The sequence below is a fragment of the Caballeronia sp. LZ029 genome, from assembly GCF_031451275.1.
Classification (GTDB): domain Bacteria; phylum Pseudomonadota; class Gammaproteobacteria; order Burkholderiales; family Burkholderiaceae; genus Caballeronia; species Caballeronia jiangsuensis.
Genome location: NZ_JARUXO010000093.1, coordinates 453,463 through 472,410, shown reverse-complemented (window position 1 = coordinate 472,410; position 18,948 = coordinate 453,463). Strand labels below are relative to the sequence as shown.

Genomic DNA, 18,948 nt, shown 5'->3' with positions numbered 1-18,948 from the left:
CATCGAAGGAGCGGCATCACTGAGCGTTGAACGGAATTTATTTCAGGAAGCCCGTGGAAATCCACGGAATGGCGGCGACGAAAATCAGCCCGACGATCAGGGCCGCGATATAGCCGACGATCGGCTTCATGCCTTCATCCGGATGGATGCGGCTCACCGCGCAGGCCGAGTAATAGCCGACGCCGAACGGCGGCGCGAACAGGCCCACGCCCATCGAGAGGATCACGACCATCGCGTAGTGCACGTCGTTGATGCCCATCTGGCGCGCGATCGGGAACATCAGCGGGCCGAACAGCACGATCGCGGGAATGCCTTCCAGCACGCTGCCGAGCACGATGAACACGAGTATCGACGCCGCCATGAACATCCATGTGCCGCCGGGCAGCGCGCCCATCGTGCGCGCGAGCTGGCCCGAGAAGCCCGATTGCGTGAGCGCCCATGCCATGCTCGTCGCCGCGCCGATGATCAGCAGGATCGCGCCGGAGAGCGCGGCGGTATCGATCAGCATCGGCTTCAGGCGGCCCCATTCGAAGCGGCGATAGATCAGGAGACCCGCGATCACCGCGTAGCCGATGCCGATGGTCGATACTTCCGTCGCCGTGGCGATGCCTTCGACCACGGCCGCGCGAATCACGAAGGGCAGCGCGAGCGCGGGCAGGGCGATCGCGAGCTTGCGCACGATCTCCTTGCGAGTCGCGCGCTTCACGCCGGAGAGATCGTCGCTGCGATAACGCCACCAGACGACCGTGCACAAGGTCACCGCGAGCACGATGCCGGGCAGCATGCCGCCCGTGAAGAGCGCCGAGATCGACACGCCCGTCACCGAGCCGAGCGTGATGAGCACGAGACTCGGCGGGATGGTTTCGGTCTGCGCGCCCGTGGCCGCGAGCAGCGCGACGAGATCGCCCGGCTTCGCGCCGCGCGCCTTCATCTCGGGAAACAGCACGGGCGCGACCGCCGCCATATCGGCCGCTTTCGAGCCGGAGATGCCCGACACCAGATACATCGCGCCGACGAGCACGTACGACAGGCCGCCGCGCACGTGACCGAGCATGCTGGCGAGGAACGCGATCATCGCGTTGGCCATGCCTGTCATCTCGATCAGCTGGCCGAGGAACACGAAAAGCGGCACGGAAAGCAGGATCAGATGCGACATGCCTTCGTCCATGCGCCCGACGACCACGACGAGCGGCGTGCTCGTGGTGAGCGCGAGATAGCCGAAGGTCGCGAGACCGAACGAGAACGCGATGGGCACGCCCGAGAGCACGCACAGCGCAACGAGGCCGACGAAGAAGATCAGCAGGTTGAGATTGCCGAGGCCTTTGAGCAGCGGACTCGCCGCATAGAACGCGACGGCGACCGCGGCCACGAGCGCGAGCGCGCCGATGGTGAGCTTCCAGTTCCCCACGCGCACGAGCCGCAGGCACGCGACGAGCAGCATCAGGCCCGCGCCGATCGGCAAAGCGGCGGCGCGCCACGAGTTGGCGATATCGAGCGCGGGCGTCGTGATGAACGCTTCGTCCTGCGCGAAGTCCACCGCCGGTCCGATCACCATCAGCAGGAACGCGAGCGGCGCGGCGATCGCGATGACATCGAGAAACGCGCGCACGCCCGGCGAGGCCATGCCGACCAGCGCCGTCATGCGCATGTGCTCGCCGCGCCGCAGCGCCACGACCGCGCCCAGCATCGCGAGCCACAGGAACAGCATCGACGCGAGTTCGTCGGACCAGACGAGCGGCGTGTGCAGCGCATAGCGGCTCGTCACGCCGGCGAACAGCACCACGATCTCGGCCAGGACCAGCAGCGCGGCGGGAATCTCCACGCAGTGGCCGAGCCAGGTGTCGAGAAACGCGGCGACGCGGTGTGGCGCCGGATGCGGAAGCGGGATCGTGTGCATGGCTTTCATACCAGTTTTCCGGTGTACTTTTCGAGCGTGCCCCAGCCTTGATCGCCGTACTTCGCTTTCCAGTCGCTATAGAAGCTGGTCTTCTTGAGCGCGCCGCGGAAGGCTTCGCGGTCCACATCCACGATGTTGATGCCTTTGCCCTTCAACTGATCGCGCAACGAGCCGTTGAGCTGCGCGATGTCCGCGCGTTGCAGCATGCCGGCGGCGTCGAATTCGCGCGTGACGATGGCGCGCATGTCGGCGGGCAGCGCCTGCCACGCGCGACGATTGCCGAGAATCCAGTACGCGTCCCACACATGCGAGGTCAGGCTGATGGACTTCTGCACTTCGTAGAGCTTGGCCGTCGCGATGATCGGCAGCGGATTCTCCTGGCCTTCCACCACGCCGGTTTGCAGCGCCGAATAAAGCTCGTTGAAGTTGATGGGCGCCGGGCCCGCGTCGAGCGACTTGAAGAGCGAGGTGAGCATCGGCGCTTGCGGCACGCGAATCTTGAAGCCCTTCAGATCGGCGGGCGTCTTCACGACGCGCGTGGACGAGCTGATCTGGCGAAAGCCGTTGTCCCACGGTTTCGACACCGCGAGAATGCCGGACTTCTCGACCTGCGAGCGGACATAGCCGCCGAGATCGCCGTCCATCGCTTTCCAGACGTGGTCGTAATCGGGGAACGCGAAACCCGTGTTGACGATGCCCGCGGCGGGCGTGAGCGTCGCGAGAATCGACGAGGCGAGATTGAAGAACTCGACGCCGCCGCTGCGCACCTGCGAGAGCAGGTCCGTGTCGGAGCCGAGCTGGTTCGCCGGGAACAGCTTGATGTCGAGCTTGCCGCCGGTGGCTTCGCGAATCTTGTCGCAGGCCTGCTGCGCGCGGATGTTCACCGGATGCGTCGGGTCCTGGCCCGTCGCGAGCTTGTACGAGAAGTCCGCCGCCGACGCTTTGCGCGTCGTGAGGCTCCAGAGCGGCGCGGCTGCGGCGATGGTGGCGCCCGTCTTCAGGAACGTGCGCCTGTCGATGCCGCTTTTGATCGAGCGGGTGGTCATGATGTGCTCCTCCAAACCTGGTTATGGCGATCGGTTTTGTCTGCGTGGAGCACGCGCTCTCGACGGCGCGTGTCTCCGATATTGCGTCAGCCGTGGATCAGCATGCCTCCGTTCACATCGATCACGGCGCCGGTGATGTAGGACGAAATCGGCGACGCGAGGAACAGGAATGCGCCGGCCACATCGTCCGGTCCGCCGAGACGGTTGAGCGGAATGCCGGCGAGAATCTCGACGCGCTTTTCATCGCTGATCTTGCCCGCGTTGATGTCGGTCTGGATCAGGCCGGGCGTCACGCAGTTCACGCGGATGCCGTCGTTGCCGAGCTCGCGCGCCATCGCCTTGGCGAGACCGAGCACGCCCGCCTTGGCCGCGGAATAGTGCGGGCCGCCGAGAATGCCGCCGCCGCGCTGCGCCGATACCGACGACATGCAGCCGATCGAGCCGCCGCCCTGACGTTTCATCTGCGGCACGACCGCCTGCGACAGATACAGCACGCCGCGCAGATTCACGTCGAGGACGCGGTCCCAGCTTTGCGCGTCGATGTCGAGCAGCTTCACGGCCTGCGTGATGCCCGCATTGTTGATGAGCACGTCGATGACGCCGAAATCCGCGATGACTTGCTGCACGGCTTTATCGCAGGCGGCGCGGTCGGTGACGTTGCACGCATAGCCGCGATGCTCCGGTCCGATGCCGCTGGCGGCTTCGCGCGCGGCGGCTTCGTCGAGATCGAGAATGGCGACTTTCGCGCCGTGCTTCGCGAACATGCGGGCCGTCGCCATGCCGATTCCTCGCGGCGATGCCGCTCCGGAAATGACGGCGACCTTGCCTTCGAGAAGACGCGACTCTGACATGATGGTGTGCTCCTGATCGATGATGAAGTTGTTCGGAACGAGTGATGACGGCTCAGCCGAGCCAGCCTTTGATGGTGTTGCACATCGCTTCGGTGGAAATGCCGTAGCGATCGTGAAGCGTCGGCAATGCGCCGGCGTCGAGAAAGGCGTCGGGCAGCGCGATCTGGCGGAACGCGGGCGTCACGCCCGCGCCGAGCAGCGTGCGCGCGACCGCTTCGCCGAGGCCGCCGATCACGCTATGGTTCTCCGCGACGACGACCATGCGGCCGGTGCGCTTCGCCTCGCGCAGAATGGTGGCGGTGTCGAGCGGCTTGATGGTCGGCACGTGCAGCACGGCGACATCGACGTTGTCCTGTTCGAGCGCTTTCGCGGCTTCGAGCGAGCGCATGGTCATGATCCCGGAGGACACCAGCAACACGTCGGCGCCGTCGCGCAGCAACTTGGCTTTGCCAAGCTCGAAGCGATAGCCGTATTCGTCGAGCACGGCGGGCACGTTGCCGCGCAGAAGGCGCGCATACACCGGCCCTTTGTGTGCGGCGATGGCGGGCACCATCTGCTCGATATCGAGCGCATCGCACGGATCGATCACGGTCATGTTCGGCATCGCGCGCATCAATGCGAGGTCTTCGGCGGCCTGATGGCTCGGGCCGTAACCGGTTGTCAAACCGGGCAGCGCGGCGACGATCTTCACGTCGAGATTGTCTTCAGCGATCGTCTGATGGATGAAGTCATAAGCGCGGCGCGTCGCGAACACGGCATAGGTCGTGACGAACGGCAGCGCGCCTTCATGCGCCATGCCCGCCGCCGCGCCCATCAACAGTTGCTCGGCCATGCCCATCTGGTAATAGCGCTCGGGAAACTCCTTCCCGAAGATATGCAGGTCGGTGTACTTGCCGAGGTCGGCTGTCATGCCGACGACATTCGCGTTGCTGCGCGCAAGCTCCGCGAGCGCGTGGCCGAACGGCGCGGAACGTGTGACCTGTCCTTCGCCCGCGATGGACGCGATCATCGCCGAAGTCTTCAGGCGCGGCTTCTTCGCTACGGTGCTCATGCGTTTCTCCCGGCTTCCAGTGCTTCGAGCGCGAGTTGCCACTCGTGCGGATCGACGCGAATGAAGTGATTCTTCTCTCGCTCTTCGAGGAACGGCACGCCAGAGCCCATCTTCGTATCGCACACGATGATGCGCGGCTTCGCATCCTTCAAATTGCGTGCGTTGTCGAAGGCTTGCTTCACGGCGTCGATATCGTTGCCGTCGATGCGTTGCACGTACCAGCCGAACGCTTCGAGCTTCTCGACGAGCGGCTCGAACGCCATGATCTGCGTCGAGGGGCCATCGGCTTGCTGATTGTTCACATCGACCATCGCGATGAGGTTGTCGAGCTTCCAGTGCGCGGCGGACATGAGGCCTTCCCAGACGGAACCTTCGTCGAGTTCGCCATCGGAAAAGAGCGTATAGACGAAGGACTTCGAGCCCTTGCGCTTGAGACCGAGACAACGGCCGACTGCAATCGTGAGTCCTTGCCCGAGCGATCCGCCCGACATCTCCATGCCTGGGGTGTAGCTCGCCATGCCGGACATCGGCAGACGGCTGTCGTCGCTGCCGTAGGTTTCGAGTTCGTCCTGCGGCAGGATGCCCGCTTCGAAAAGCGCGGCGTACAGCGCGATCGCATAGTGGCCGTTCGAGAGCAGGAAGCGGTCGCGCTCTTCCCAGTCGGGGTCTTCGGGGCGATAGTTCATCGCGCCGAAGTAAGCGACGGCCAGCACGTCGGCGATATCGAGCGCCTGGCCGATATAGCCCTGGCCCTGCACTTCACCCATGAGTAGCGCGTTGCGGCGGATGCGATGAGCATGTTCCGCGAGCTGCGTGATGCTCGTGTTCACGGCGATGTCTCCTTGTTTGCTTTTGTCGGATGCGCCTGCGATCCGGGTATTCCCTTGTTTGGTGCGTCAGGCCCGTATATGAAGCGTATTCGCTTGATGACACGCGCTCAAACGAATTAAAGTGGCTGATCGTTGAACTCAATTCATGCGATCACTGCAATGCAACATCGAGTCACGCTCAAGTCCATACAGGCTTTCGAGGCCGCGGCGAGGCTTTCGTCCTTCTCGCTTGCTGCGGACGAGCTTTTCGTGACGCCTTCGGCAGTCAGTCATCAGATCAAATTGCTGGAGGAGCAATTGAGCGTGCGGCTCTTTCATCGCATGCACCGGACGGTGATCCTGACCGACAGCGGACGGCGTTATGCGGAGGAGATCGGCGCCGCGTTCGCGCGCATCGACAAGGCGACGCGCGATATCGGACGCGTCGCCAAGAGCGATATCCTCACGCTGCATTCGACGCCGAGCTTCGCTACGCAATGGCTGATGCCGCGGCTCGCGCGCTTTTCGGCGCTGCATCCGGATATCGACTTGCGGCTGAATGCATCGAACGATCCGGTGGATTTGGCGCGCGAGGCGGTGGATATCGATTTGCGTTATGGCGCGCGCCGCTTGCAGCCTGCGGGAACGATGGTGCTCGATCTGCCCACCGAAACGATCGTGCCGCTGTGCTCGCCGACGCTGCTCGAAGGCGAGCATCCGATACGCACGGTCGCGGACCTGCGGCATCACACGCTCATTCACAGCGAAGGGTGTCTGGTCGGCTGGCGCGACTTCATGCGGCTGCATCGCAAGACGCCGATCGATATCTCACGCGGACCGCGTTTCGATCGCTCGTTCATGGCGATCAGCGCGGCGACGGATGGCGGCGGCGTGTGTCTGGAGAGCTTACTTCTGGTGCAGCGCGAGCTGGAGACGGGACGGCTCGTCGCGCCGTTCGGCTTCGACGGACTCAAGGTCAATGGCTATACGCTCAATCTGCTCAAGTCGTGCGCGGACTTGCCGAAGGTGCGCAGTTTTCAGGACTGGTTGTTCGAGGAGCTGGACCGGTCGTGAAGAAGCGTCGGCGTGATCGCATTGCTTTCTGAGACTTCGGGCTTCACTCGCTATTGCCCGATGTATCATCCGTCATGTCACTTGCGCCGACTGACTATGCCCGAGCACCTTACACACAGGATCGAGGCGAGAGCGGGAGCTACCGGGTTCCTCTTCGTTGTCGCGTATGCGGCGCTTTCGTTGACAGCGATAGCGCTCGTCGGCGCCTATGGCTGGGACGATGGCGCCATCACCGTAGCCTATGCGCGCACACTCGGACGTCACGGGTTGTTTGCATTGACGCCCGCTTCGGTGTCGGCCGAAGGCACGTCGAGCTTGCTCATGACGGCGATGCTGGCGATGGGCCAGTGGCTGCTTCAGCCAGGCTTTCTCGAAGCGATCAGAACGGCGCAATTACTCTCCTTCATCGCACTCAGCGCCACCTTGGTGCTCGTGTGGCGCGCACTTCAACCGTTCCTGCCGAGCCCGACGCATCGCCTCATCGTCGTGAGCTTGCTGGGGCTGCTGCCGGCCTGTCAGGCCGAGATCGTCAACGGCATGGAAATGACGATCTTCGCGTTGCTGCTGTTTGCGTTCGTGCTCTGCTGGCGCGCGCAATCGACGTTCGCTTATGCCCTGTTGCCGCTTCTGTTGCTGGTCCGTTTCGAGGCGGTGTTCTATCTCGGTCTCGCGCTCGGCTGGATGGTCGTGTTTTACCCGCACGATCGTCCGCGTGCCCTTCGAATGTGCGCGTGGCTCATGCTTTGTTTTCTGCTGCTGACGATCTGGAGGTATTGGGTCTTCGGAGCGCTTGTGCCGAATACCATTCTCGCCAAGCTTCAGGTGCCCTACAGTAAAAAAGGCTGGGACGGCGTAGTGGAGAAGCTGCGCGGGCTGAAGGATTTTCTCTTCGTGAACGCTGCGTTTCTGGCTGGCATGTATATGAGCCGGAAGCGCGTTCAAGAGCGCCGTCTGGATCCGATGCCCGTACTGCTGATATGCGCCTTTGGCGTGTTCGCACTGATATCGGGAAGAAACTGGGGTTACACGGGGCGGATGTTCGTGGCGGTGCTGCCCGTGTTCGTCCTTGCGCTCGCGGAACGTTTCGCACATATGCGTGAGCCACGTGTATTGCGCGGACTATTGCTGTGTCTGTGCGGAAGCTTCCTGGTCAACCTTGCGGTGCTGCGCGAAAACGTCGACACGATCATCCTCGGTGCGGCGATGCGTGGCGTACTGCCGTCCGCGTTGAATGCCGCAGAAGGCGAGGCCCGAAAGCGAGTATGGCGCGATTCCCCCGGCGACTGGCGCGGTGTCACGCCACAGAACTACGCGATGACGGGTGCGTCGGTCGATCGTCTGCGCGAGCATCTGGGGCAATCGACGCTCAAGTTCATGACGCCGGACGTCGGTGGCGCCGCATTGTGCTGCGAACATCTGGACATTCTGGATTCGGGGCTCTTGACCAACCCTTCGCTGGCGCGTCGCGGGTATGCAGGGCTTGCTGAGTATCTGAACAGGGAACGCCCGGAAGTCATCGAAACGCATGGCGTATGGAGCCGCGATAGCGGCATATACTCGGTCGCCGAATTCGAGGCGAACTATCTGCCGGCGGTATACGACGGGACGCTTCTCTGGTTACGTCATGATGTCCTGCAGCGCCTGGTGGCTCGCGGACTGGCCGCCGATCCTGTTCGGCTGGACAGGCTGCCCGATATTCGTTATCTGGGAGACAGTCGCGACGTTTCGCAACTGACGCGATTTTCCGCTGTGACAGTGCTCGGCCGATGAACCGGCAGTCTCCCGGATTCGCGTGAATGGTGAGTAAGAAACCGCATGGACGAAAAGCCTCGTTTGCTCGATACTGTGCCCTCTCCAAAGGGCTGGGAGATTCAGATGCGCGCGTACGTCTCGCTGCCTGTTCTGGCTTTACCGATTCTTCTCGCCGCCTGCAACACGCCGCCCATTCCACCGGGAAAGTCGGTTGACATACCGACGGCGCTCCAGAATGTTCTGGACGGCGTGTGCAACTTCAAGAAAGCTCAGGCCGAACACGGGCAGAACTACGGCGTTGCGATCGATTCGATCACCGTGGAACTCGACCTGACCGTCGATGGCGCTCAAACCCCGCCCGTCTCCGTCGCGCCCGATATCAAGTTCATCCCGACCGTCAGTTACGGGCACATCATCACGGCGAATACGGGAAGCAGGCTGCTCGTGTCCCTGAAGAACGTCGATGGCGCGAAGGGCGCCGACATGAAGTGTCCATCGTCCGCGCCTGCGCCTGCGCCGAAATGAGCGTCGCCTCGACGCACTCCATCACACGAGCTTGCGTGCCAATCGGCGCATGCCGTCGAAGATGGCCTCGGCGACGTCCATCGGGAAGTCGCCGGGAAGACGCGCGGCCACTTCGTCGATGACCGCGGGCGTGCGCGCGCCGAGATCGTCGATCATCGATTCGACTTCGGGGACGGCGAGCCCGACGCGCCGCCCCTGCGCGATCCAGTGCCGGCGCTGGATTTCGCCGATCAGATAGTGGACGTTCTTGCCGCGCACGGCCATGGCGAGCCGCACGCGTCGCGCGGCGAACTTGTCGGGCCCGCGGCCGATGAGCGGATGCGCCGAAAGCACGTCGTAGAGCGGCGTCGATTCGTACTGGTTGCCCGGCAGATGCGCGATGCTGAAGTTCTTCGCGTGGCCATCGGTGGCGGCGAGGAGCCAGAAGATCATCTGCGTCAGGAAAAAGTGGCGGCGATCCTGCGTGGCGTGCTTCGATCCGGAGAGCACGTCCATGATGCGCTCGATGCCCGGGCCGCCGTCCGATTCGTACTTGTGCAACGCGGGCGTGCCGGTGGCCTGACACATGTCTTCCTGCGGCAGGCGCAGAATCCACGACTTGTCGCTCGACAGGCGGCGATCGAAGCGCTCGACGACCAGCACCTTCTGATCCGCAAACTGATCCATTTCGCAGCGCGCGATGGGCAGGCCATACGCGGCGACGATCTTCGAGCAGAGCCATTCGTTCTCGACCGACGTGCGCATGTCGGCGCGCATGTTGCCGACGAGGCCGAGCGGCAGCTTGAAGATATGCGTGGTCGGGGTGCTGCCTTCCGGCAGAAGCCAGCGCCTGCCGTGACGCAGGAGCGCGGTCTTTTCCTGCGCGCCGGCGATGGACAGGCGAAGGTCGTCGACCGCTTCGTGCTGGCCGAGCTGCGGCGCGGTTGTCGTCTCGCGCAACAGACGCGCGATCTGCGCTTCGGTGAGCGCGCGGCCCTTGATGCTTTCGAGATCGGCGGGCTCTTCGCCGGGCGGCAGCATCTGAATGGCGCCGACGCAATCGCGCCCCAATTGCGCGAGCAACTCGAACGGCGTCGTGCCGCCGGTGCGAAAGCGCGTGGCGATGCGGCGGCGGATCGGCTCGCTGTCGGGCAGGAGGTTGTCGAAGAAATCCGTGACGACCTGCCCGCGCCACGGCTGATTGCCCGGCGTAAAGGGCAGCGACAGCGACAGCGGACGGCCCTGCGTATCGGCGATCCAGTCTTCGCGATAGACGAGCCGTTCGCCGCCGGCGCCGTTTTCCCAGTATCCGACGGGCAGGCCGTTCATCCACAGGTCGAGCCGTCCTGTTTGCGTGCGGCGCGCCATGATTACCAGTTCTCCCGCTTTTTCGTGGCGTCAGTCGGCCGCGATGCGCGGCGAGCGCGCGCTGCCGTCGCTTTCGCGGCGACGGGCGGCGGGTCGGCGGGCGGGGATTCGCTTCGGGTGAGCGCGAGTTCGACATCGAGCACGCGCAGGACCTTGAACAGCCGCTCGACGCTCACGGCCGCGGGATTGGCTTCGAGTTGCGCGTAAGTCTGCTGCGTGACGCCCAGACGCTCCGCGACCGCCGCTTGCGTCAGGCCCGCGGCCTTGCGGAAGCCGAGCAGGATCGGCCTGAGCTGGCCGAGTGTTTTCAGGGAATAGTCCACCGCGCGCTCCTACAGGTTTTAAGCTGTAAATTCATTTTACAGCTTATGGACTGTTTATGCACGAAACAGTCCATCGACTGTAAATGCAATATACAGCTTATCGACTGTAGGAGCTTTGCGCGACGCTATCCGCGCGACACGATGGTATGACGCAACTCCTGATAGCTGCGCAATCCGGCAACCCCGAGTTCACGGCCGATGCCGCTCAAACCGAGTCCGCCCCAGCACACTTGCGGGAAGATCAGTTGCGGTGTGTTGATCCAGACGAGGCCCGCACGCAGCGCATTGCGATAGCGGCGTGCGGCGTCGTCATCGCGCGTGACGACCGTCGCCACGAGTCCATAGCGCGTGTCGTTGGCGAGCGCGATGGCTTCGTCGTCGGTTCGGAACGATTTCACGCACGCGACCGGCCCGAACACTTCCTCCGTCCACAACACGTTGGCCGTATCCGGTTCCGCGACAACGACGGGCGCCATGAAAAAGCCTTCCGCGCAGGCACCGTCGAGCGCGCCGCTGAACGCGATCTTCGCGCCGTCGGCCACGCCTTGTTCGAGCAGCGCTTGCACGCGCGCGCGCTGCGCAGCGGAAACGAGCGGGCCCATCGCGACGTTTTCAGTCCGCGGCGACCCGACCACGAGCGCGCGCACCGCCGCTTCGAAGGCCGCCATGAACTTGCGATAGACATCGTCGTGCACGATGATGCGCGAGGTGGCCGAACACATCTGCCCCGCGTTCGTGAACGCGCCGCCCAAAGCGAGCGCGACCGCGTGTTCGATATCCGCGTCGGCGCGCACGATCAGCGCGGATTTCCCGCCGAGTTCGAGCGTCACGCGCTTCATGTCCTGCGCCGCGGTCTGCATGACCTTGCGGCCCACGGCCGTGCTGCCCGTGAACGAAATCTTGTCGATGAGCGGATGCGCCGCGAGCCGCGCGCCCACTTCGCCGCCGCCGTTCACGAGATTCACGACGCCATCGGGCACACCCGCTGCCGTCATGATTTCCGCGAGCCGATGCTCGACCGGCGACGTGAATTCGGACGGTTTCAGCACCACGGTGCAACCCGCCGCGAGCGCGGGCGCGATCTTCCACGAGGTCGTGACCATCGGGAAATTCCACGGCACGATCAGCGCGGCCACGCCGACCGCTTCGTAATGACGCTCGCCCGTCACGGTGTCGTCGGGCAATGCGAGAGAATCGGCGGCGAAGAGCGAACCGTCCGCGCACAGGTCCGCGTAGTAATCGAACGTGGCGATGGCGTCGCTTACGTCGGTGTCGGCTTCGAGCGGCGGCTTGCCGCTCACCTGCTGCTGCATCGCGGAGAGGCCCGCGCGCTCCGTTGCGAGCAGTTCGGCGATCTTGCGCAGCACCTCGCCGCGCGCAGCGGGCGTCCGGTTGCGCCATGCATCGAGCGCGGCGCGCGCCGCACGCACGGCGGCATCGATTTGCGCGGCATCGGCGTGTTCCTGCCAGCCGATGACCTCGCCAGTCGATGCATCGTGGATCGCGTTGCCCGCTTCCCAGTTCGATGCGCCGTAGCGCGTGCCCGCGATCGTCGCGGCGGGCAGCAGGATCGAGCCGTCTTCGGGATGTCGTTCGAGTCGAGCGGCCATGTTCATCCTCGCGTGCTTTGACGGTAGGTGACGCCCGGCATCACGCAGAGCATTTCGAACGCGAGATTGGCGCCGACGAGCGCTGTCGTGCCGGCCTGATCGTAAGGCGGCGATACCTCGACGAGATCCGCGCCGACGACATTGAGCCCCTTCATGCCGCGCACGATTTCGAGGCCCTGCTGCACGGTCAGGCCGCCCACTTCGGGCGTGCCGGTGCCGGGCGCGAACGCGGGGTCGAGCCCGTCGATATCGAAGCTGAGATAAACGGGCGCATCGCCCACGCGCGCGCGCACTTCCTCCATCAACGGCGCGAGCGACCTGTTCCAGCACGCTTCGGCCTGCACGACGGTGAAGCCCTGTTCGCGGCACCAGTCGAAGTCGTCGGCGTGGTAGCCGGTGCCGCGCAGGCCGATTTGCGTGACCTTGTCGCACTGGAGCAGACCGTCTTCCACCGCGCGTCGAAACGGCGTGCCGTGCGCGATCTTCTCGCCGAACATCGTGTCGTTGACGTCGGCGTGTGCATCGACATGCACCACGGCAACCTTGCCGTACTTCTTGTGCAATGCGCGCAGGATCGGCCACGCGATCGTGTGATCGCCGCCGAGCGTGATCGGACGGCAGCCGTTCGCGACGATCGCGTCGTAAGCCGATTCGATCAGGCGGATCGAATCCTTCAAATCATAGGGATTGGTGGCGACATCGCCGATATCGGCTACTTGCAGCGAATCGAAGGGCGCGGCGCGCGTCGCCATGTTGTAGGGGCGCAGCAGCACGGATTCCGAGCGGATCTGGCGCGGCCCGAAGCGCGCGCCCGAGCGGTTGGACGTGCCGATATCGAGCGGCACGCCGACGAAACACGCGTCGAGGCCTTCGGTGCTGTTCGCCTGCGGCAGGCGCATCATGGTCGCGATGCCGCCGAAGCGCGGCATGTCGTTGCCGCCGAGCGGCTGGTTGAGTTCACGCTGCATGGGCTCGTCTCCCGTCATCGTTATGTGGACGGGGCGATGTTAGGCGACGAGACTGCAGCGCAAATCACGAAGTCGAAATGTTCACATCGAGCCGGTTCGATGTGAACGGGGCCTCAGGTGGCCGTGAGACGGGGGCAAGCCTGCCCCCACGCGATCAGGTCGCGCTTGGTGCGCACGCCGAGCTTCGCGAACGCGCGCTTCACATACGACTCGGCCGTGCCGATGCGCACGCCGATGATCTCCGCCGCCTCGGGCACCGTGCGGCCCGTGATGAGATGCGTGCAGATTTCGTACTCGCGTTTGGACAGGCGCACGTCGTCGGCGGCAATGCGCGCGTCGAACTGCGCGAGCGGATGCAGAAACGACGTGGGATGCGCGACGCGTTTCGCCGCGCTCGTCGATGCGTGCAACTCCAGCAGCGGAAACAGGAACTCGCTCACGTTGCGAAAGCGGTTCATCTCGGCGAGCGTGAACGGCGGCGCGTCGAGCGCGCGTTCGAGCGCGATCGAATCCTGCGCGTGAGGCGTGCCGCGTGCGAGCACGCATTCATGCGCGATCAGCGCTTCGTCGAAAAGACGCTGGCGAAATTCGCCGGGCGGTATCGCGCCGATGTCGCGCACCACGAGCAGCGTGCCGATCTTGCCGCGAATGCCCGCGAAGAGCGGATCGGTATCGTAGAAGCGGTCGTAGTAGAGCGTCATGACTTCGGAGATCACGCCCGTGTCCATGCCCACACCGCTGCTGCCGATCCATTCGCAGCGAAAGCCCGTGGGCTTGCTGCGGTCCACGCGCGAGCGCTCGATGTGCACGACATTGAGCGGCACGACTTCATTGAGAAGCAGCGTGAGACGCGGCACGAAATCCGGTGTGCCGACAGCTTCGATGACTTTGCCAAGCGTCTTGAACGAGAGCGCGAACTCGGCTTGATCCTGATTGAGCGGGGGTACGTTGAGCAGCATGGCGCGCCGCGAAGAAAAGTCCCTTCGATTGTAGACCATGCGTTATAGCCCTTGCCAGAAGGGGTTTTCAGCAAATCTAGGTATTTACCCGCGCTTCGCTAAACGCCGCTTGTCCCCCCTGCGGGGGGGCATACCGGGGCAGCGTGAATCGGTAACTTTGGCGCACCGATTCAATTCAAACCGACGCAACAAGGGAAGCACATGAGCAAGCTGATTCAAGACATCGCGCCGCTGGGCGAGGGCATCGGGCAGTTCACGAAGCTGGACTACGGCATGGACGAAAGCGACTGGCGCGCGGCCGAAGGCCAAAGCGGCAATTACGTGATCGGCTGGTGGGAAGGCAAGGCCGGCGCTGTCGATTTCCCCGCGACGACGGCCGACGAAGCGGTCTGGCTCGTCGAAGGCCGGATCGCGCTGATCGACGTGAACGGCGGTCGCAAGGAATTCACGGCGGGGCAGGGCTATCTTCTGCCCGCGGGTTTCGCGGGCCGCTGGGAAACGATCGAGGACGCGAAGAAGTTCTACGTCGTGCTCGAACCGCAGCAATAACAATCGCGCGCCGCGCCCGAGGAGGAGACACGTCATGAACGAAAGCGCGCAACTTTTCGAAGCCGACATTGCCGCGCCCGCGCAGGAGGCGTCGCGCGGCGTGCGTCGCACGTCTGTCAAACTGAGCGTCGAGGAAGCGCTCGCCCGCACGCGCCTCCTGCCTTACTGGCTCGACAATCCCGCCGAGCCGCCGGCCGAACCGGCGCTCGTGAGCGATACGCGCGCCGATCTGCTGATCGTCGGCGGCGGCTTCACCGGGCTGTGGGCCGCGGTGCAGGCGAAGGAGCAGATGCCCGAACTCGATGTCGTGCTGATCGAGGCGGGACGGATCGCGCACGGCGCATCGGGGCGCGCGGGCGGCATCATCTCGACATCGGTGATGCACGGGCTGCCCAACGCGGTACGCGTGTTCCCGGACGATATCGCGGAGCTCGAAGAGTTCGGCCAGCGCAACCTCGACGGCTTCGAGGCGACGCTCAAGCGCTACGGCATCGATGCCGACATCGAGTGGAACGGCGAGATGACGGTGGCCGTCGATCCGGATCACGTCGATCATCTGCGCGCCGATTACGATCTGCACAAGTCTTATGGCCACGACGTCGTGCTGCTCGACGCAGCGGCCACGCGCGCACAGCTCGATTCGCCGCTGTTCGCGGGCGCGCTCTGGTCGCGCAACCGCAGCGGCATCGTGCATCCGGCCAAGCTTGCGTGGGGTCTCAAACGCGCGGCGCTCGAACTCGGCGTGCGGATCTACGAACACAGCCCGTTGATGACCGTAAGCGACGAAGGCGAGACCGTCTTCGTGAAAACGCCGGCGGGCACCGTGCGCGCGCCGCGCGTCGTGTTCGGCAGCGGCACCGCGAAAGTAGGCATTCCCGACATCAACCGCCGTGTGTTGCAGGTGCGCGATCACGTGCTCGCGACCGAGCCGCTCACCGAGGAACAACTGGCGCGCATCGGCTGGAAGCAGCGCCAGGGCATTTACGACACGCGCACGCAGCTCAATTATTTCCGCCTCACGAAGAACAACAACATCATCTTCGGCGGCCTCGTGAGCTATCACTTCGACGGCGATCCCAATCCGCCGAGCGACCAGCAGCGCGACACGTACTACCGGCTCGCGCAAGCGTTCTACACGACCTTCCCGCAATTGAGCGATGTGCGCTTTTCGCACGCGTGGGGCGGCCCGATCGACTATTGCTCGCGCGGCTCGGTGTTCGCGAAGCGCTATCTCGGCGACAAGGCCGTGTTCGTCGCGGGCTACACGGGTTTCGGCGTGGCCGCGAGCCGCTTCGGCGCGTTCATGGGCCTGAACATCCTGTTCGATCGCGCAAGCCCCGAGCGCGCGCTCGACATCGCCAATCAAAGCCCGACGTACATCCCGCCCGAGCCGGTGCGATGGCTGGCCGCGAAGGTGACCTTCCACGCGTTCGACGGCGCCGATGCAGAAGGCGGCTGGAAGCGCGCGTGGATCAAAGGCATCAAGGCGATGGGCTTTCCCATGTGAGCGCGGCGCAAGCATATGTTCTCCAATACCTCCGATCTCGACCTGCGCCTGGTGCGCGTCTTTCTCGCGGTCGTCGATGCGCGCGGCATCACGGCCGCCGAAGCGACGCTCGGCGTGCGCCAGTCCACCATCAGCTCGCAGTTGTCCGCGCTGGAAGCACGCATGGGCTTTCGGCTCTGCGAACGCGGACGCGGCGGCTTTCGGCTCACGTCGAAAGGCGAGCGCTTCGTCGCGTCGGCGCGCGCGCTGGTCGCCGCGACTTCGCAGTTCGTCGCTCAGGTGCGCGATATCGATCGCAAACTCGTGGGCACGCTTTCGATCGGTTTGATCGGGCAGGCGTCGCATGTCGAAAACGCGCGGCTCGCCGAAGCCATCGGCACGTTCCGCAAGCGCGATCAGGCCGTGCGTTTCGCGATGCACGTCGCGCCGCCGCAGGAACTCGAAGAAAGCCTCGTGAATCAGCAGCTCGATATCGCGATCGGCTACTTCTGGCATCGCGTCGCGGGGCTGTCGTACAGCAGGCTGTTCAGCGAGCGGCAGGTGATCTGTTGCGGGCGCGGGCATCCGCTCTTTCATGCCGGCCCGCATGTGACGTTCGACGATCTGCGCGCGCACGACTGGATCTGGCGCAGCTATCCCGTGCCCGAGGAGCTTGCGAGCATCGGCGAGCGCCGGGTGACGGCCATCGCGGACAACATCGACGCGGCCACCGTGCTGATTCTTTCGGGCAGCCATATCGGCTATCTGCCCACGCATCACGCCGAACCGTTCGAGCAGCGCGGCCTGATCCGGGTGCTGGGACGGACCGCCTTCGGCTTCGACGTGCCGCTGCATCTCGCGATGAAGCGCGGCATGGCCGACAAGCCGATCGTCCGGGCCTTCTGTGAAGACCTTCTCGGCGTCTATGGCATGCGCGCGAGCGAGCGCGAGCCGCTGATGGATCAGCCGGAACACGCAGTAGCGGTGTGAGCGCGGCCAAACATTGGCCGGACCTGATGTGAACGTTTTGACTACGCAATATGGCGCGCATTCCGCTGCAGCAGAATGACCGCCGATAACGATAGTGCGTGAACCGGCATGCCGGACGACGCCTCAAGGAGCGAGACAACATGGCAGACAACACCAGCATCACGCAGGTCGAAACATTCGGTTTCGAGCGCATTCCCGACGCTTCGCGATACGCGCGGCCGATCGATCTGTTCCGGCTGCTGTTCGGCGGCTGCAACACGTTTTCGACGTCGGTGCTCGGCAGCTTTCCGATTCTGGTCGGGCTTTCGTTCGAGGCGAGCCTGTGGGCCATCGTGCTCGGCGTGCTCGCGGGCACCTGCATTCTCGCGCCGATGAGCCTGTTCGGGCCGCGCAACGGCACGAGCGACCCGGTGTCGTCGGGCGCGCACTTCGGCATTCATGGCCGTATCGTCGGCTCGTTTCTCGCGGTGCTCACGTCGGTCGCGTTCTTTTCGCTCGCGGTGTGGAGTTCGGGCGATGCGCTCGTCGGCGGCGCGCACGACATGGTCGGCCTGCCGGTCAACCCGTGGACGCTCGGCACGGCGTACATGGTGTTCGCGGTGCTCGTGCTGATCGTGTGCATCTACGGCTTTCGCTTCATGCTGTGGGTGAACAAGATCGCCGTGTGGGCGGCGAGCCTCATGTTCGTGCTCGGCGCGTTCGCGTTCGCGAAGGCCTTCGACGTGCACTACGCGGGCACGCTCCATCACGGCGGCGCGGGCTTCTGGGCCGCGTTCATCGGCGCGGCGCTCGTGGCGCTCAGCAATCCGGTTTCGTTCGCTTCGACGCTCGGCGACTGGGCCCGCTACATTCCGCAATCGACGCCGCGTCATCGCGTGATGGGCGCCGTGTTCGCCGCGCAGATCGCGACGTTCGTGCCGTTCTTCTTCGGCCTCGTGACCGCGACGATCATCGCGACGCAGGCGCCGACCTACATCAGCTCGAACGATTACGTGGGCGGTCTGCTCGCGGTGTCGCCGCGCTGGTTTCTCTTGCCGATGTGTCTCATCGCGATCATCGGCGGCATGTCGACGGGCACGACCGCGCTCTACGGCACGGGCCTCGACATGTCGAGCATGTTTCCGAAGTACTCCAATCGCGTGCGTGCGACGGCACTGATCGGCACGCTTGCCATCGGCTTCATCTTCGTCGGCCGCTTCGCGTTCAATCTGGTGGAAAGCGTGGCGACGTTCTCGACGCTCATCTGCACGTTCAGTTGCCCGTGGATGGCGATCATGGTGATCGGCTTCGTGCAGCGCGGCGGCTTCTATCTCGCGGACGATCTGCAAGTGTTCAACCGCGGCGGGCGCGGCGGCCACTACTGGTTCTCGCATGGCTGGAACTGGCGCGCGATGGGCGCGTGGCTGCCGGCGGCGTTGATCGGTCTCGCGTTCGTGAATCTGCCGGGGCAGTTCGTCGGGCCGCTCGGCGCGCTCGCGGGCGGCTGCGATCTCAGCGTGCCGGTGTCGTTCGTGGTCGGCGGCATGCTGTATCTGGCGATGCTGTGGCGCTTTCCCGAACCCGACGCCGTTCATGGTCCGCAAGGACGCCGCCTCGTCGGTGCGGCGCGCGAACGTGACGATGACGTCGCGCGCGCGGGATCTCGCGGGTAATCTCGAACAGGCCGAAAAAGGCTGCACGTTTCACAAGGGAGCGCCGGGTCCGGCGCTCC

At 64.4% G+C, this 18,948-nt stretch carries 17 protein-coding genes; 7 read left to right on the top strand and 10 right to left on the bottom strand.

Going from position 1 to position 18,948, the window contains the following annotated elements; all coding sequences use genetic code 11:
- Positions 1-37: 37 nt before the first annotated feature.
- The 5 genes from QCE73_RS36195 to QCE73_RS36175 all read right to left on the bottom strand — a co-directional run bounded on the left by QCE73_RS36195 (position 38) and on the right by QCE73_RS36175 (position 5,612).
- Complete coding sequence (locus QCE73_RS36195) at positions 38-1,897, bottom strand: TRAP transporter large permease subunit (protein ID WP_035509581.1); 1,860 nt, start codon at positions 1,895-1,897, stop codon at positions 38-40.
- 5 nt (positions 1,898-1,902) lie between these two features.
- Complete coding sequence (locus QCE73_RS36190) at positions 1,903-2,943, bottom strand: TRAP transporter substrate-binding protein (RefSeq protein ID WP_035509515.1); 1,041 nt, start codon at positions 2,941-2,943, stop codon at positions 1,903-1,905.
- Positions 2,944-3,029: 86 nt separating this feature from the next.
- Positions 3,030-3,794, bottom strand: coding sequence for an SDR family NAD(P)-dependent oxidoreductase (locus tag QCE73_RS36185; protein WP_035509512.1), 765 nt, complete (start codon positions 3,792-3,794; stop codon positions 3,030-3,032).
- A gap of 52 nt (positions 3,795-3,846) precedes the next feature.
- The gene (locus tag QCE73_RS36180) at positions 3,847-4,845 is read right to left on the bottom strand and encodes a transketolase family protein (protein WP_035509509.1); all 999 of its coding nucleotides are present in this window, start codon (positions 4,843-4,845) and stop codon (positions 3,847-3,849) included.
- On the bottom strand, positions 4,842-5,612 hold the full coding sequence (locus tag QCE73_RS36175) for a transketolase (RefSeq protein WP_222946356.1): 771 nt from the start codon (positions 5,610-5,612) through the stop codon (positions 4,842-4,844). Before QCE73_RS36175 ends, QCE73_RS36180 begins: the two co-directional genes overlap by 4 nt.
- A 222-nt stretch (positions 5,613-5,834) precedes the next feature.
- Between QCE73_RS36175 and gcvA the strand changes: the two genes are divergently transcribed.
- The 3 genes from gcvA to QCE73_RS36160 all read left to right on the top strand — a co-directional run bounded on the left by gcvA (position 5,835) and on the right by QCE73_RS36160 (position 9,005).
- Positions 5,835-6,728, top strand: a complete 894-nt coding sequence (gcvA, locus tag QCE73_RS36170) for a transcriptional regulator GcvA (protein ID WP_035504926.1) — start codon at positions 5,835-5,837, stop codon at positions 6,726-6,728.
- A 12-nt stretch (positions 6,729-6,740) separates the two neighbouring features.
- Positions 6,741-8,498: a hypothetical protein gene (locus QCE73_RS36165; RefSeq protein ID WP_309885648.1), complete on the top strand. Its 1,758-nt coding sequence runs from the start codon at positions 6,741-6,743 to the stop codon at positions 8,496-8,498.
- Positions 8,499-8,603: 105 nt separating this feature from the next.
- Entirely contained in the window at positions 8,604-9,005 is a 402-nt protein-coding gene (locus tag QCE73_RS36160) for a hypothetical protein (protein WP_309885690.1), read from the top strand.
- A gap of 21 nt (positions 9,006-9,026) precedes the next feature.
- Here QCE73_RS36160 and QCE73_RS36155 read toward each other — a convergent pair whose 3' ends face one another.
- From QCE73_RS36155 to QCE73_RS36135, 5 genes are all read right to left on the bottom strand, one after another.
- Positions 9,027-10,355 carry a type II toxin-antitoxin system HipA family toxin gene (locus tag QCE73_RS36155; protein WP_309885689.1) on the bottom strand — a complete coding sequence of 443 codons (1,329 nt, stop codon included), beginning with the start codon at positions 10,353-10,355 and terminating at the stop codon, positions 9,027-9,029.
- Entirely contained in the window at positions 10,355-10,675 is a 321-nt protein-coding gene (locus tag QCE73_RS36150) for a helix-turn-helix transcriptional regulator (RefSeq protein WP_309885647.1), read from the bottom strand. Before QCE73_RS36150 ends, QCE73_RS36155 begins: the two co-directional genes overlap by 1 nt.
- A 125-nt stretch (positions 10,676-10,800) precedes the next feature.
- Positions 10,801-12,285 (bottom strand): aldehyde dehydrogenase family protein, encoded by a 1,485-nt coding sequence (locus QCE73_RS36145; protein ID WP_309885646.1) that lies wholly within the window; start codon positions 12,283-12,285, stop codon positions 10,801-10,803.
- 2 nt (positions 12,286-12,287) lie between these two features.
- The gene (gene speB / locus QCE73_RS36140) at positions 12,288-13,253 is read right to left on the bottom strand and encodes an agmatinase (RefSeq protein ID WP_035504913.1); all 966 of its coding nucleotides are present in this window, start codon (positions 13,251-13,253) and stop codon (positions 12,288-12,290) included.
- Between the two features lie 113 nt (positions 13,254-13,366).
- The gene (locus QCE73_RS36135; RefSeq protein WP_309885645.1) at positions 13,367-14,212 is read right to left on the bottom strand and encodes a LuxR C-terminal-related transcriptional regulator; all 846 of its coding nucleotides are present in this window, start codon (positions 14,210-14,212) and stop codon (positions 13,367-13,369) included.
- Positions 14,213-14,413: 201 nt separating this feature from the next.
- On the opposite strand from QCE73_RS36135, the gene QCE73_RS36130 reads away from it, so the two are divergent.
- The 4 genes from QCE73_RS36130 to QCE73_RS36115 all read left to right on the top strand — a co-directional run bounded on the left by QCE73_RS36130 (position 14,414) and on the right by QCE73_RS36115 (position 18,889).
- Positions 14,414-14,761: a cupin domain-containing protein gene (locus QCE73_RS36130; protein ID WP_187602978.1), complete on the top strand. Its 348-nt coding sequence runs from the start codon at positions 14,414-14,416 to the stop codon at positions 14,759-14,761.
- A 34-nt stretch (positions 14,762-14,795) separates the two neighbouring features.
- The gene (locus QCE73_RS36125; RefSeq protein WP_309885644.1) at positions 14,796-16,268 is read left to right on the top strand and encodes an FAD-dependent oxidoreductase; all 1,473 of its coding nucleotides are present in this window, start codon (positions 14,796-14,798) and stop codon (positions 16,266-16,268) included.
- Positions 16,269-16,283: 15 nt separating this feature from the next.
- Positions 16,284-17,237: a LysR family transcriptional regulator gene (locus QCE73_RS36120; RefSeq protein WP_309885643.1), complete on the top strand. Its 954-nt coding sequence runs from the start codon at positions 16,284-16,286 to the stop codon at positions 17,235-17,237.
- A gap of 140 nt (positions 17,238-17,377) precedes the next feature.
- Positions 17,378-18,889: a cytosine permease gene (locus QCE73_RS36115; RefSeq protein ID WP_309885642.1), complete on the top strand. Its 1,512-nt coding sequence runs from the start codon at positions 17,378-17,380 to the stop codon at positions 18,887-18,889.
- The last annotated feature ends 59 nt before the right edge of the window (positions 18,890-18,948 follow it).

Excerpts from the sequence above, each read along its gene's own strand:
- QCE73_RS36195 (WP_035509581.1), bottom strand. The coding sequence starts at position 1,897 with ATGCACACGATCCCGCTTCCGCATCCGGCGCCACACCGCGTCGCCGCG.
- QCE73_RS36190 (WP_035509515.1), bottom strand. The coding sequence starts at position 2,943 with ATGACCACCCGCTCGATCAAAAGCGGCATCGACAGGCGCACGTTCCTG.
- QCE73_RS36185 (WP_035509512.1), bottom strand. The coding sequence starts at position 3,794 with ATGTCAGAGTCGCGTCTTCTCGAAGGCAAGGTCGCCGTCATTTCCGGA.
- QCE73_RS36180 (WP_035509509.1), bottom strand. The coding sequence starts at position 4,845 with ATGAGCACCGTAGCGAAGAAGCCGCGCCTGAAGACTTCGGCGATGATC.
- QCE73_RS36175 (WP_222946356.1), bottom strand. The coding sequence starts at position 5,612 with ATGGGTGAAGTGCAGGGCCAGGGCTATATCGGCCAGGCGCTCGATATC.
- gcvA (WP_035504926.1), top strand. The coding sequence starts at position 5,835 with ATGCAACATCGAGTCACGCTCAAGTCCATACAGGCTTTCGAGGCCGCG.
- QCE73_RS36160 (WP_309885690.1), top strand. The coding sequence starts at position 8,604 with ATGCGCGCGTACGTCTCGCTGCCTGTTCTGGCTTTACCGATTCTTCTC.
- QCE73_RS36145 (WP_309885646.1), bottom strand. The coding sequence starts at position 12,285 with ATGGCCGCTCGACTCGAACGACATCCCGAAGACGGCTCGATCCTGCTG.
- speB (WP_035504913.1), bottom strand. The coding sequence starts at position 13,253 with ATGCAGCGTGAACTCAACCAGCCGCTCGGCGGCAACGACATGCCGCGC.
- QCE73_RS36135 (WP_309885645.1), bottom strand. The coding sequence starts at position 14,212 with ATGCTGCTCAACGTACCCCCGCTCAATCAGGATCAAGCCGAGTTCGCG.
- QCE73_RS36130 (WP_187602978.1), top strand. The coding sequence starts at position 14,414 with ATGAGCAAGCTGATTCAAGACATCGCGCCGCTGGGCGAGGGCATCGGG.
- QCE73_RS36125 (WP_309885644.1), top strand. The coding sequence starts at position 14,796 with ATGAACGAAAGCGCGCAACTTTTCGAAGCCGACATTGCCGCGCCCGCG.
- QCE73_RS36120 (WP_309885643.1), top strand. The coding sequence starts at position 16,284 with ATGTTCTCCAATACCTCCGATCTCGACCTGCGCCTGGTGCGCGTCTTT.
- QCE73_RS36115 (WP_309885642.1), top strand. The coding sequence starts at position 17,378 with ATGGCAGACAACACCAGCATCACGCAGGTCGAAACATTCGGTTTCGAG.